Annotated in this window: 15 protein-coding genes; 13 read left to right on the top strand and 2 right to left on the bottom strand. The window is 26.7% G+C overall.

Features of this window, described 5'->3' with window-relative positions:
- From BM119_RS20050 to BM119_RS20045, 4 genes are all read left to right on the top strand, one after another.
- The coding region (locus tag BM119_RS20050; protein ID WP_090042826.1) for a DUF6385 domain-containing protein at positions 1-441 on the top strand (441 nt) is incomplete at its 5' end.
- Between the two features lie 140 nt (positions 442-581).
- Positions 582-2,354, top strand: coding sequence for a glycosyltransferase (locus tag BM119_RS16485; RefSeq protein WP_090042825.1), 1,773 nt, complete (start codon positions 582-584; stop codon positions 2,352-2,354).
- 25 nt (positions 2,355-2,379) lie between these two features.
- A complete protein-coding gene (locus BM119_RS16480) occupies positions 2,380-3,243 on the top strand; it encodes a DUF6385 domain-containing protein (protein ID WP_090042824.1) in 864 nt (287 codons plus the stop codon).
- Between the two features lie 422 nt (positions 3,244-3,665).
- Positions 3,666-4,607: a BclA C-terminal domain-containing protein gene (locus BM119_RS20045; protein ID WP_177199467.1), complete on the top strand. Its 942-nt coding sequence runs from the start codon at positions 3,666-3,668 to the stop codon at positions 4,605-4,607.
- A gap of 109 nt (positions 4,608-4,716) precedes the next feature.
- Here BM119_RS20045 and BM119_RS16470 read toward each other — a convergent pair whose 3' ends face one another.
- Positions 4,717-5,406: a carbonic anhydrase gene (locus BM119_RS16470; protein ID WP_090042823.1), complete on the bottom strand. Its 690-nt coding sequence runs from the start codon at positions 5,404-5,406 to the stop codon at positions 4,717-4,719.
- A 570-nt stretch (positions 5,407-5,976) separates the two neighbouring features.
- On the opposite strand from BM119_RS16470, the gene BM119_RS16465 reads away from it, so the two are divergent.
- The 8 genes from BM119_RS16465 to BM119_RS16430 all read left to right on the top strand — a co-directional run bounded on the left by BM119_RS16465 (position 5,977) and on the right by BM119_RS16430 (position 12,286).
- Positions 5,977-6,669: a response regulator transcription factor gene (locus tag BM119_RS16465; RefSeq protein ID WP_090042822.1), complete on the top strand. Its 693-nt coding sequence runs from the start codon at positions 5,977-5,979 to the stop codon at positions 6,667-6,669.
- A gap of 74 nt (positions 6,670-6,743) precedes the next feature.
- Positions 6,744-7,670: an ABC transporter ATP-binding protein gene (locus BM119_RS16460; protein ID WP_090042821.1), complete on the top strand. Its 927-nt coding sequence runs from the start codon at positions 6,744-6,746 to the stop codon at positions 7,668-7,670.
- Positions 7,663-8,394, top strand: a complete 732-nt coding sequence (locus BM119_RS16455; protein ID WP_090042820.1) for an ABC transporter permease — start codon at positions 7,663-7,665, stop codon at positions 8,392-8,394. Before BM119_RS16460 ends, BM119_RS16455 begins: the two co-directional genes overlap by 8 nt.
- A gap of 151 nt (positions 8,395-8,545) precedes the next feature.
- The gene (locus BM119_RS16450; RefSeq protein WP_090042819.1) at positions 8,546-9,442 is read left to right on the top strand and encodes a sensor histidine kinase; all 897 of its coding nucleotides are present in this window, start codon (positions 8,546-8,548) and stop codon (positions 9,440-9,442) included.
- A gap of 135 nt (positions 9,443-9,577) precedes the next feature.
- Positions 9,578-10,108 (top strand): TetR/AcrR family transcriptional regulator, encoded by a 531-nt coding sequence (locus BM119_RS16445; protein WP_090042818.1) that lies wholly within the window; start codon positions 9,578-9,580, stop codon positions 10,106-10,108.
- A gap of 381 nt (positions 10,109-10,489) precedes the next feature.
- Positions 10,490-10,993, top strand: coding sequence for a GNAT family N-acetyltransferase (locus BM119_RS16440; protein WP_090042817.1), 504 nt, complete (start codon positions 10,490-10,492; stop codon positions 10,991-10,993).
- Positions 10,994-11,386: 393 nt separating this feature from the next.
- Positions 11,387-11,821, top strand: coding sequence for an N-acetyltransferase (locus BM119_RS16435; protein ID WP_090042816.1), 435 nt, complete (start codon positions 11,387-11,389; stop codon positions 11,819-11,821).
- A 150-nt stretch (positions 11,822-11,971) separates the two neighbouring features.
- Positions 11,972-12,286, top strand: coding sequence for a nucleotide pyrophosphohydrolase (locus BM119_RS16430; RefSeq protein ID WP_090042815.1), 315 nt, complete (start codon positions 11,972-11,974; stop codon positions 12,284-12,286).
- A gap of 188 nt (positions 12,287-12,474) precedes the next feature.
- Here BM119_RS16430 and BM119_RS16425 read toward each other — a convergent pair whose 3' ends face one another.
- Positions 12,475-13,545 (bottom strand): 4Fe-4S dicluster domain-containing protein, encoded by a 1,071-nt coding sequence (locus BM119_RS16425; protein ID WP_177199466.1) that lies wholly within the window; start codon positions 13,543-13,545, stop codon positions 12,475-12,477.
- Between the two features lie 561 nt (positions 13,546-14,106).
- On the opposite strand from BM119_RS16425, the gene BM119_RS16420 reads away from it, so the two are divergent.
- Entirely contained in the window at positions 14,107-14,382 is a 276-nt protein-coding gene (locus BM119_RS16420) for a CD3324 family protein (protein WP_090042814.1), read from the top strand.
- Positions 14,383-14,549: the final 167 nt, after the last annotated feature.

The raw sequence follows: 14,549 nt of genomic DNA, 5'->3' as shown, positions 1-14,549 counted from the left end.
ATCAGAAATTTAAGTGGAGTAACAGATAGCGTATTAATATCAAATGATTCAGTAACAGTAACAGCTCTAGACTTAGATATCAGAAACTTAAGTGGAGCAACAGATAGCGTAGCAATTATAGGATTATTAACAACTTCAGAGACTACTGTAGCATCAAGTATTACTTCAGGGGGAATATTCCCTCAAAATACAAGTTTAACAAGTGAATTCTCATATTTTGTTGTAAATAATTCTGCGGATACTGTTACTGTTAGATTAGAGATATCACCAACAACAGTAGAATCTTATTTCATTCCAGATCCAAACCAAAATGACACCGTGATAGCTCCAACTGATAAAGCAATAATAATAACTTCGTTATATTCAAATTATATGAGACTATTCTATGAAGCAACAACAACACCAACTGATTTCGAGGTTTATTATACTGCTAGAAGTTAAAAACAATAAATACTATTACTACTTTAATAAAAATATTCGCGATATGTTTGTTAGCATATCGTGAGTATTTAATTAATATGCTTAGAAATTATGCTGAAAAATTTTAATAATATGTAATCAATTTAATTAGGAGGATATTTATGAAGAAAAGAGCTACTGTAAGTTTGTGCATGATAGTAAAAAATGAAGAAAATTTTTTAAAAACATGTTTAGATAGTGTTAAAGATATAGTTGATGAAATGATAATAGTTGATACTGGATCTACAGATAATACAGTTGAAATAGCTAAAAAATTTAATGCAAAAGTTTTTTCTACAACATGGACCAATAATTTTGCTGAAGCAAGAAATGTTTCTTTATCTAAAGCTACCAAAGAATGGATATTAATTATGGATGCAGATGACGTATTTGAAGAAAGGGATAAACAAAAATTTAAAGATTTGATTAATAATGGTGAATTTGATGGGTATTTTTTTAAAACTTTAAGTTATGTGATAGAAAATAATAAAAATGACTATATTTACAACTCTAATATAAGGCTTATTAAGAATAATGGAGAGTATGAGTTTAAAGGGGCAATTCATGAGCAAATACTCAATAAATATAGAGAGACTGACCATAGTAGATTTAAATTAGAAGATATAAGAATCCATCATAATGGATATTTAAAATCAGTAGTCAAGGAAAAAAATAAAAGGGAAAGGAATATACCTATAATAAAGGAAGAACTTAAAAAGAATCCAAACAATCCGTTTCATAATTTTAATTTAGGAAATGAGTATTTAGCTCTAGGAGACTTAGAAGAAGCTTTGCATTATTATAATATAGCTTATAATAATATACAAATTGAAAGCGGATATGCAAACAAGCTTATTATAAAAAGAATAAGCTGTTATATAGAATTAGGTGGATATGACATAGCATTAAGAGAAATAGAAAGTGCATTAAATATATACCCTAATAGTACGGATTTACATTTTTATAAGGCATATTTGCATCAAAAACAAAAAAAATATACACTAGCAATTAAACAATTTAATAAATGCTTAGATATTGGAGACAATGATTCTGATTTTATGTTTATTAATGGTTGTGGAAGTTTTAGAAGTTATTTTGCTTTAGGGGATATTTATTTACTATTAAAAGATTATGAAGAAGCAATAATAAATTATGAAAAAAGCATAAAAACTAATAATAAAAATCCTTTAGTTTATTATAAACTAGCGACTGCATATACAAGCATATACAATGATAATGAAAAAATAGTGGAAAATATGAAGGTGTTTTTTAATTTAGATAGTGTTAATGATTTGATACTATTTTCACTAGTGTTGAGTAATTGTTCTATATATGATTATTCACTCCAGTTATTAATGAAAGCACAAAAAATAGAAAATTCTGATAGAGTTCTAAAAGAGATAGGAAAAAATCTAATATATACAAACCGTTATAAAGAAGCTATAGATATTTTGAAGAAAATTCCAAGTAGCTCATTATATTATGATGAAGTAGAATCTAATATAATAATAGCTAAGTTATTATTAGAAGAGCCAATTAACTTAGAGGAAATAATATCAATAAAGAATGTTAATATTCAAAAATCTCTTTTAGGAATTTATTTTGTATATAAAACAGGGGAATCACCTACAATTGCAGAAAATACAGAACAAGTATTAAAAGAGAGTATTAAACTTCTAGAGATTATTTTAAAAGCAAAGGAGGTATTAGCATTTGAAAAAATTTTAAATATACTAAACTATATAGAATCTGATAAAGTTTTACTAGAATTGGCTAAATTATATAGAATAAACAATTATAATGATTTAGCAGTCGAAGAAGTTATAAGATCCATAAAAGAATTTGAAGTTATAGACAAGGAATGTTCAGAGATTTTATATTTTTATTTAGTATAAATTTCCAAATGATGAGGTGATTTTTTTGAAATATGAAAAATATATTTGTCCTATTAAGACAGTTCAAATATCTTCTAAAAACCCAAATGAACAAATTTTGAATCCTTGCAATATAAAAGTTGGAAAGGATAAATTTGGTAACTATAATAGAGTATATATATTATTAAATTTAGATAAACTACCGAGAAATTTAAATGTAAAAAGGGCAGTATTATATATTCCTATTATGGATTCCAATGAAGGATATGATGGGATTCTTCAAGGCTTTAAAATAGATAATAATATACGAGATTTAAATGAAATCAACTGGAATACCAAACTTGATATTAACTTTAAGAAATGCTTATTTAGAAAAAAATACTATAAAAATAGTATGACTATAATTGATATAACAGAATGGATTAATGAAAATATTTATGAGACTTCGAATGAAAGTGGTATTTTATTAACAACAAATGAATTTAAAGAAGAGCTAGCAATAATAAACGGCAAAATGTTTAAAAATGATGGGATAAAGCTTGTTGTATTATCAGAAGAATGTGATGATTCTAAAGAGTGTTCTAACTACAAAAAATCAAATTTTTTTCAAAAGGTAATTAAAGTTAACACCTGTGAAAGAATTTATTGTAGCAAGCCAATTTGCGTAGGAGATTTAAAGTTATATACTGTATTTTTTAAAAATAATGGGCCTGGCACTGTAGAGTTTGAGTTAGAGAATAGTACAAATTGTGTAGACTATATGCCAACAGAAGAGATAATAAGTATTGAGCCTGGAGGATATAAAGCAGCAACTGCATATTTTTTCAGCAAATATATTAGAGTAGTAATACACTCAAATGTTTCTTCTATAATTGGAAATATAACTATTCAAGGTCAATTTTACAAATAACTTTATAATTAAAAAATATTATCATATGAAATTTTCTAGGCTAAAGTAAAAAACATCATGTTTTAGTATGGTGTTTTTACTTTAGCCTAGAAAATTTGTTGTTAGTATTAAACTTATTTAATAAATGTGATACCACTAATTTAGAAGTATTAAAAGTCTATTATTTATTAACTATAAGAAAGTTCTTATAGTATTTAATGAAACATAAAACTAATTAAGCATATTATGAAAATAGAGAGTTTTATATAAATGATATACAAATTATATTATTAAAAATCAAAACTATAAGAATAATTTTATAAATTTAATAAAATTGTGTTTTAGAAAATAAATTTTTGAAGATTATTAAAATATATAAATATATTTCAAGTGTTCATGCATTAAGAGACTTAGTTGAAACTTATAAGGAGGAGATCATTTCAATGAGTCAGATTGGATTACAAGTTCAAAGAGTTGCAGCAGGAACTGTAAATCAAGGGAATAATGTAATATTTGATACTCAAATAATAGATATAAGTGATAATATATCTTATGATTCATTAACTGGAATAGTAACAATAAGTGCAGTTGGAAGTTATACAATATTTTGGTCGGTAGCTACTCAAACTACAATAGGACCAAGACAAGTATCATTTACGCTTACAACTTCACAAGGTGATAATATTGCAGGAAGCTCATCAATGAAAACAGGAGAAGTAAGTGGAGAGGCATTAATTGATGTATTAACAGCTCCAATAACATTGTCTTTAAAAAATTCATCAGGTGGATCTCAATTTGTGGTATTTGGACAAGCTACCAATGTAAAGGCGAACTTGCTAATATTAGAAACTGGGGTAACTGGAGCTACAGGAGTTACCGGAGCAACAGGAGGAACAGGAATTACAGGAAACACAGGCGTAACTGGGTCAACCGGAGCCACAGGAGCTACAGGAGCTACAGGAGCAACTGGAGCTACAGGACCAATTCCTTCATTTGGATTTGCAGCAAACACTGGTGGGGGAACTATAGCAGTAATTGTTGCAGGTACTTTAGTATCACTCCCAAACAGTCAAGATTTATCGGGAATTACAGTAAATGGAGCGAATCAAGTATTTACAGTTCCAAACACAGGAAACTATTATATAACTTATCAAGTTAACCTTCAGGCAGGATTATTACTGGGTTCTAGAATATTAAGAAATGGTTCAGCGTTATTGGCATCAACAGTTGCTCCAGCTGTAGCAGCATCAGTCTTTAATAATGATATTATAATAAATCTTACTTCAGGTGATACAATTTCACTACAACTTTTCGGATTATTAGGTATCGCTACATTACTGGCAAATAGTGCTGGTGCAGCGTTGAGTATAATTCAATTAAGTTAGTATATTAATTTTATAGAGATTAAAGCACATATTTTTATAAGAATATGTGCTTTTAAAAGAATATAAGTTAATTTAAGACTATTGTGTGTATTAGAAATACATATAATAATTAATCATTTATAACTACTCCTCCATCTAAGGAATAGTAAGCAGTTTTTACTGCAACTTTATTTTCTTCTACTAATTTTTTTATAATTGGGCTATTCTTAATTTCTAAGGCGACATTTTCTACATTTTTGTGAATAGCTTCGTCTAATGAGTTTGTTTCTTTTACACTAGGTTTTATCTTTTTAATTATAGAATTTATGTTTCCCTGAAATTTCACGTTATGTTTAACATTATTGTAAGCAGCTTCAACAGCGCCACAATTTTCATGGCCTATTACAAGAATTAAAGGAGAGTTTAAATAGGATACAGCATATTCAATTGAGCCTAAGGCATCAGAATTTACTACATTACCTGCAATTCTAATATCAAATATTTCACCAAGACCTACATTAAATATAAGTTCTGGAGTAACTCTTGAGTCAGAGCAAGATACAACTACTGCATATGGGTATTGACCATTTCTTAATGAATTACGTCTTTCGCTAGATACATTGGTTACTATAGATTTATCATTCAAAAATCTAATGTTACCCTCTTTAAGCAATTTAATAGATTCATCAGCTGTAAGTACTTCTTTACTAGGTATTTTATAAGTTTCCATAGTTTTTTCATTAAAGGTTGGCATTATATTATCACATCCTACAAACAACATGGAAGTAATAAGGGTAAAGAATAATAGAAATTTTTTCATTAGAAATCCTCCTAATTTGTGTTTAAATCTATTTTTACCCTATTAAATCAATATTATAAATAAAAAATATACAATTAAACAAGCTGTATAAGTATATATTCATATAATATTAACTGAAATTTTTTTGAAAATTATTAATTTTAATAAAAATATATTTAAAATAACATATAATTGCAATTTAATGTTTGACATAAAGCAAATATATGTTATTCATAACAATTGGAAAGGATATGAAAATTTAGTCCATAAGAATAAAAGAAAATAAAAGTAATAGTTAAAGTGGAAAAAAGATTGGATTAGTAAAGGAAGATATTAAGTGATTATATATTTAATGGATAGAAACCGAAATCTATGGATTTAACAATATAACAAGATATAGAACAGATTATAAGGATTATTTATATTGGAATATTAAACTATAAATGTATTTAAAAAACTTTACAATAGATATTGTGTTATAATTTTATTGTTAAAAAATAAATTTATATACAATAAAAGGCCTATAAAGTGGAAGGTGGTGAAACTTTAGTGGATAGTGATTATAATAAACTATCTGACTAAAGATTAATAATGGCTAAAAGAATTCTAGTGGTAGAAGATGACAGAGAAATAAATAATTTGCTGTGCAATATACTTGAACAAAGTGGGTATGACATAGAAGTAGCATTTACAGGCATTGATGGAATATCTTTAGCTAAAACAAAAGATTTTAATTTAATTATTTTAGATTTAATGCTGCCATATAAAAGTGGAGATGAAGTTTTAAGAGAACTAAGAATGATTTCATCGGTGCCAGTTATTATAATATCAGCTAAGGGGTTAACGCAAACTAAGATAGATTTATTAAGGCTTGGAGCTGATGATTATCTTACAAAACCCTTTGATTTAGAAGAAATTGTAGCAAGAGTTGAAAGTAATATAAGAAGATGTGAATTACAGTCTTGTGTAAGTGTAAATATGGAGATAGTTACCTATAAAGATATAGAACTAAATACAGTGAGTAAGCAAGCTGTAGTAAATGGTATTGAAATTAGTTTAACCTCAAAAGAGTATAAAATTCTTGAATTATTATTAAGAAATCAGGAAAAAGTTTTTTCAAAGTCAAATTTATTTGAAAGTGTATGGAATGAAGAATATTTTAGTGATGATAATACGTTAAATACACATATGAGTAACCTACGTAATAAATTAAAGAAAGCAAATAATGACGAAAAGTATATTGAAACGATTTGGGGATTAGGATATAGATTATATAAACTTTAGATTTTCTTTAGAATTGATTTTAGATTTCCTTTAGAAAGGAATATTAAACTATAATCATTGAAGGGGGAATCAAAGTGAATAAAAACATATTAGTACAAACAGAAAATTTAAATAAGAGATATAGAGATACACTAGTATTAGATAATGTGAATCTTTCTATAGAAAAAGGTAAAATTTATGCACTTATTGGACAAAACGGTGCTGGGAAAACAACATTAATACGAATTTTAACAGGACTTTCATTTCAATCAAGTGGAGAAGTTGAACTGTTTTCTAAAAAAGGAATAAAGGAATTAGAAAAACAGAGAAAACGAATTGGAAGTTTAATAGAGGGACCAACATTATATTCATCTATGACTGCTTATGAAAACTTAGAGGCAGAAAGAATTTGTAGGGGTATTCCTAATAAAGAAAACATAGAAAAAGTACTGAAGTTAGTAGGAATAGACAAGATTGGGAGAAAAAAAGTTAAAGACTTTTCACTTGGTATGAAGCAAAGATTAGGAATTGCCATGGCACTTTTAAATAATCCAGAACTTCTTATTTTGGATGAGCCAATTAATGGGTTGGATCCAATGGGAATTATAGAAATAAGAGATTTAATACAAAATCTTAATGAAAAAAAGGGAATAACAATTATAATTTCAAGCCATATTTTATCAGAACTTTATCAGCTAGCAACAAATTATATTATAATAGATAAGGGAAGAATTCTAGAGAATATTACATTAGGGCAATTAGACGAGAAGTGCAAAAAGCATATTGCTATAAAAGTCAATGATGTGCCTCTTGCAACTACTGTTATAGAAAATAATTTAAATACATCTAACTTTAAGGTTATGGATGACGGAACTATTAAATTGTATGATCATCTAGACAAAGTTAGTGAAGTATCATCTATACTTTCTCAGAATGGATTAATTATTATGCAAATTACCATTTTGGGAGATAGTTTAGAAGACTATTTTGTGCAGTTGATAGGGGGTAAATTCAATGATTAATCTATTAAAATTAGAGTTTTATAAGTTAAAACATAGTAAGCCATTCATTTTAATTTTACTTATTACTATAGGTGCTGAATTAGTTATAGTTTTAAACAATGGTTCAATAACAGGAAAAAAAGCTTTTACATATAGCATTTCAGATATTGCTACAATTATGGTATTAAGTGCAATTTTTGCTGGACTATCTATAGGTACGGATTTTGTAAATAGAACTATTAATCAAGAAATCACAGCAGGAAATAGTAGATTAAGCGTCTTTTTTAGTAAGGCAATTGTACTTTTTATAGCAACAGAAATTATTATGTTGTTATATCCAATAACTAGTATAATTATAAACACAATATTAAATGGATGGGGAGAAGTGTTTAATACCTCTACAGCTATTTATATATTAAGAACAGTTTTTCTTAGAATGATATTAGATGTTAGCTGCTCAAGTCTATGGATATTTTTTGCTTTCTTATTTAAGGATGTTGCAAAAACAATGGGGGTATCTATTTTAACATTTGTTTTAGGAGTTTCTCTTTTGGCTTCACTAAGCCAAAAGAGTGTTATAATAAAAAATATTTACGATTTAACAGTTCATAGCCAAGCAAGAGTTATTATTAATGATGCACTTACATCAAATCAATTAAACAACATACTTGTTTCAAACTTTATTGTGATTTTTGTTTTATTAGGGACATCTTATCTTTTATTCAGAAAAGTTGAGTTAAAGTAATATAGAATGAATCTTCATTTAGGTGATATTCTTTCGAACATTTGAATGTTAGATGAGTTAATCTAAGATTGTATCACTCGTTTTATACCAAACCTTGCAAAATCACGGGAGTGTTACATGTGGGAGCAATAAGATAAAAGGAGGGCTGTAAATGAATTTATTATTATTTTTAGCAAGTGCTATTATTATTTTTTTAGTTGCAGCACTCTATAGTTTAAAGAGACAAATTAAATATATATTATTGCAAATTAAAGAAATGAATGAAGGTGAGTCAAACAAGTATCTTTCAATTTCTTTAATTAATAATGATATTATAGAATTAGCGGCCGAATTTAATAGAAAAATTGAAAGTGAAGAGGAACTTAGACGAAATGTAATTGACCATGAGACAAGGTTAAAAGAGTCAATTGCAAACATATCTCATGATTTTAGGACTCCCCTTACTTCAATAATTGGATATATACAATTACTTGAAAAAAGCGAAATTGATGAATTTCAAAGAAGAAATTTAAATATAATATCTAAAAAATCCTATGAGCTAAAAAATTTAGTAGATGTTTTTTTTGAATTAGCAGTATTAGAATCTAATGAAACAGATTTAAGTTTTAATCGGATTAATATTGGTAATTTAATATCAGATATTATTTTAGAAAATATCCAAATGTTGGAAAAAGCAAATTTGAATTTAGAGTTTAATATTCCAGATAATTCTTGTTTTATATGTGCAGATGAAAAAATGTTCCGTCGTATAATGCAAAACCTCATTTCAAATGCAGTTAAATATTCAACTAAGGATGTTAAAATATCTCTTGTAAAAAAGGATAGTATACAAATTAAGATTAAAAATAGCATTGGACTTACTGAAGATATTAATACTGAACGAATTTTTGAAAGATTTTACATGGAAGATAAGTCTAGAAGTAAAAAGGGAACAGGTTTAGGACTAGCTATTGTAAAATTATTAACGGAAAAAATGGATGGAACTATAATGGCAGAATCAGAAAATGGATATTTGGAGATAGTTATAGAATTTAAAGCTATATCATAGTGAAAAATGCACAACAAACTATCTAAGGAGTTATAAAATATTTGAATTATTAGATAGATATATAGAATATATAAATAAAGCATTGAAACAGTTTGATGAAATAAGAAAAGCAATTCACATCAAAATGGCTTAAAGTTGTTTAATGAAGATGGTGCAGATAAGTTTTCACTTAGAAAAGTAGCAGCTTTATGTAATGTAAGTCATTCAGCTCCATATAAGCATTTTAAAAGTAAGGAAGAATTAATCAGTGCTATATCTCAATATGTATTTAGCAAATTTGAAAGATCTTTAAGTGAAATAGCAGAGATATATAAAGATGATCCATATAGAAAAATTATGGAGCTTGGAAAAAAATATGTTTGGTTTATGGTTGAAAATCCTGATTACTTAAAGTTTTTGTTTTTAAATAATTATAAATATGAAATTATAGTTGATGAAAATAACCTTGAAACTAAAGATACAGGGGCATTTGATTTATTTAAAAGTTGTGCTATTGAATACCTAAAAAGTATAGATGTTAGAGAAGAAGAATATGCACAAGATGTAATAGCTATGTGGTCAATGGTACATGGAATTTCAGTAATGCTATCAAATAGAACATTTATATATAATGGAGATTATCTAGATCTTGTAGAAAACATTATATATAAAAATCTTAAGTTTTAGAGTCATATTACGAAAAGCATGGTAAGAATAAAGTTTGTTAAATTTAATGTTTGTAAAAAGAAAAATCCATAAGAAAACCTTCTAGTTTTCTTATGGATTTTCCAGCTTCTATATGGTTGAGAATTAAAAAAAATGTACAGTTGTATAATTAAATATTTAAACTAAGATAATCATTACCATTTAATTCAACAAAATTAAATTTAATGGTAATGATTGTTTTAAATGGTATATATATGGTAAATAGAGAAAAACAATGAAAACCACTTCAAATTCATTTTAAACTATGATAAACAAGAAAAATGAATTTTACTAATGTTTATATAAATAGTAGAATTAAGCTCGATTGTTAGTTAAAAAAAATATATCTGGAGGGATTTAAAAATGAAGCTTGATGTCTCACTGAGACAAGAAGTATATAGGGCGGACGCTTTTAAGATTATTCAATGGCTAAATGATGAAGAGGTTACTAGATACTTAAATGAAGATAAAAATGCTAGCAGAAATATTGAAAAAGTTATAAATACAGTAAATATGCCAATTCTTACACATTTATTTAATAATAATAGTAGTTTTTATATTATAAAAAATGATGACTCTTCTATTGGCTTTGTAAGATTAATACAAAAGGGATCTGATGCAGAAATTGTAATAGCCATAGGAGAAAAGGATTTATGGGGTTTGGGTGCTGGAAAGGCAGCAATATTAGAGAGTTTAAAACAGGCATTTTTCAATTGGAGAGTTAATAGTGTAGTTGCTAAAATTAGAGTTGAGAATACAAGGTCTAGAAATGCATTTAAGGGAATTGGTTTTAGAGAAACTAAAAAATTAGATAAAGAAATTAAATATTCATTGACGATTAATGAGTTTTTAAAGATGGTTGCTTAATATATGGAAGTATATAATCACAATAAAAAACCATGTAGGACAATTACCTACATGGTTTTTTATTATGACAAATTATTAATTACCATGTTTATTACAGAATTATTTATGAGCTTGAATGGACATCTGTACATTGATATGATTTTATTAGGAAAATATATATTATGGTAAATTTATGGAAGGGATTCTATGGATGGATTGAAAGAGTTACGTAATTTTATGAAATCTAAGGAAGCAATTAATTGTGGAACTTGTGCAATAGGAGCTTATAATTAAGAGGAAATAGACAAACTAATTATGGACGATGGAGAAGATGAGCTTGGAGTTTATTTGGCACCAGTTGGAAAGATTTATTAATATATAATATAATAATAAATATATAAGGAGACAATAAATATGATAAAAAATATTAAGAAATTAGAAAAAGATAATGTGGATAGAGTAATGGAAATATGGTTAGATAGCACAGTTAAGGCTCATGATTTTATAGACAAAAGCTATTGGCTAACAAACTATGATACAGTTAAAAACAATTATATACCTATGTCAGAGACTTATGTTTATGAGGAGAGTAATATTATCAAAGGATTTATAAGTATTATAGAGGGTGAATTTATTGGAGCTTTGTTCGTAGATAGTAAAAGTCAGAACAAGGGTATAGGTAAGAAATTGATAGATTATGTAAAAAATAACTATAACAATTTATCATTAGCCGTTTATAAAGAAAATAAAAATGCAGTAAACTTTTATATTAATCAAGGCTTTTCAGTTAATAAAGAACAGATAAGTGATGATAGTAGCCATATTGAATTTATAATGAATTTTAAATAGAATGACTTTTAACTCTTTGTCTTATACTAAATATACTTGGAATCTGTGGGCTATTATTTTTAAGATGCTTTTAAGGTGCATATAAGATAAAAATAACAACATAACAATTTTAGTAAAATAAATCTTGTTGTAGAAAGAAGGATATTCAATATGGAAGATACTAGAAAGAGAATAAGAAAGTTTAGAGATGATAGAAGTTGGTCACAGTTTCATACTCCAGAAAATTTGGCTAAGGCAATAAACATAGAATCTGGGGAGTTGCTTGAACATTTTTTATGGAATAACAATTACGATAAAGAAGAGGTATCAGATGAATTGGCAGATGTAATAATTTATTGTATGCATATGGCTGATGCCTTAAATGTAGATATAAAAGAAATAATAAATAAAAAAATGGATAAGAATGAAAAGAAATATCCAGTGGAAAAATCAAGAGGCACAAGCAAAAAATACACAGAACTATAAAAATCTAAGAGAATAATCTCTTAGATTTTTCTGTTTTATAATGGTTAGATTAAGTTTAAAACACATAGAAACTCTATCTAACAAGTTGCTATAAAATTATTCTTTATGTTACCAAATACTAATATACAAACATTTGAGTAAAGCATTGCTTTTAGGTAAACTTCTCTTGAAGCTAAGAATCAATCTGATTATTTTAGCCAGTCAGGAGGTGTTGGTATAAATGGTCTAGATATATATTTTTCTTTATATTGTTTTAAAATAGAGTTTATCAAATCAGTATTACCTTTAAAATTATCTATATCTTGCATAAAATCAAGATTTTGACTAAATGGGCAACTGGATATACATATACCACAATCAGTTCCTAAACTTCTCCATCTATCATAGCATTGTTCTTGATTTATTTGCCATCGATTAACACCATGAACCAAAGATTTATCTTCTTTAGGTATAGCTTTACCTGGGCAAGTTCTTGAACAATTATTACAAATATTACAGAAATCTTCTAATCCGAAATCAATTGAATCATCTTCTATAAGTGGAAGATTAGTTGTTACAATCCCTAATCTAACTCTAGAGCCATATTCTCTAGTGGTCAGAATACCATTTCTACCAATTTCACCTAACCCTGCATCTTTAGCAACCAATGGACAAACTACTAAATAATTAGCATCCATATGGTTTCTAGCTTCATAACCTAGACTGCTTATGTAATAAGAAAGTATCATACCTATTACAGATACATCAACATAAGCTTTGGATGTAGCTATAATTTCAGATACCATAGGAGAACGATTTATCATTTCTTTATCCATTTCTACTGCAAATACTATACCGTAAGTATGCATATCTTTTGATGTTATTTCTTCACCATAATTTTCAACATGTCTACCTCTATGACTATAGTAATGATAATCTTTCATTTTAGTTATTCCAACAAGATTTGCTCCATAAAATTTCGTATATCCTTTAATTCTTTCAGTAATTATCTTAGGATTTATTTCTACTTTATTAGGCTTTGGATTAACTTCAGACAGTTTTTTTATATCACTTAAGAACATAAATGCTGATTCAGCCATTGGAGAATTTATTGGATTATAAGACATAGTACCTGGGCTACAAAGATTAGGCTTGGAACGGATTGAATCATCTATATCTTTATTTTCAGGATTTCTTTTATAATAATCCTCATATTCAGGCGTTCCTTTAGTATAGTTAGATCTAGAAAACATAACATCACGTTCATCAATTCTTTTCATAGGAAAATTCCCCCTTTTGTATAATATTTATCGTGGTTAACACTTGCATTTTCTTGTAAAGTAGTATGTAAGTTATTATAATATAGGACTTTAAAGCTTAGTATAGTTACAGTTTTCCAGTTATAACTTATATTCTTAAAGAATACCTTTATATAAGAAAAAATCTATTGAAATTAATCTAAGGCTGACATAGTAATATTAATTTTAAATACATTATACACTTAATTTACTATATTAATCTGTAACATATGTAACAAAATTTAAAGTGTTTAATTGATATCACTTTTAACTTTATATTTCTAGCAATAGTAGTAAAAATTAAAAAGTATATATGCTTTTTAGAAGTATCTATGGTAAAATATATAAAAATATATGCGTAGAGGGGTTTTAGTTGTGAATAATATATTAGACTTAGTTATTGAATTAGGCTCTTAGCAAAGACTGTAAACATACAGAAATAACCTTTGTTAGGGGCCAAATTAATAATATTAATTTGGCTAAAATGTTTTGTGCAGTCTTTGCTCATTATTTACAAATTAAACGTAGATAGGAGCAATAATCATGAAATACAAAAAAGCACAAAATATATTGCCAGCACATGTTCTTGAAGTTATTCAAGAATATATAGATGGTGGATATTTATATATACCTAGAAAATCTAATAATAAAAAATCTTGGGGAGAAAATAGTGGAATAAGAAAAGATTTAAAGAGAAGAAATAGAGAGATTTTTAAAAGATATAATGAAGGAATATCAGTTAAGGATCTTACTGATAAATATTATCTTACGGAAAGTAGTATAAGAAGAATAATTAAACAAGAAAGAGAATGTGTATAGAATATTATTCTCTATAAAAAATAAAATGCTTTTTATATAAGTTATATAAAACTAGTAAAGATCCATATTTGATGTTATTAAGAGTAAGTCGGATATGGATTTTTTAATAAAGATAAATAGAGGGTATAAAATTCATTATAAGTATCTTAAGTTTAATACAGAAACAT

It is taken from the genome of Clostridium frigidicarnis (assembly GCF_900111985.1).
Taxonomy (GTDB): Bacteria; Bacillota; Clostridia; order Clostridiales; family Clostridiaceae; genus Clostridium_Z; species Clostridium_Z frigidicarnis.
Note: the sequence above shows the minus strand (reverse complement) of the source record. Positions and strands in the feature narration are given on the sequence as shown.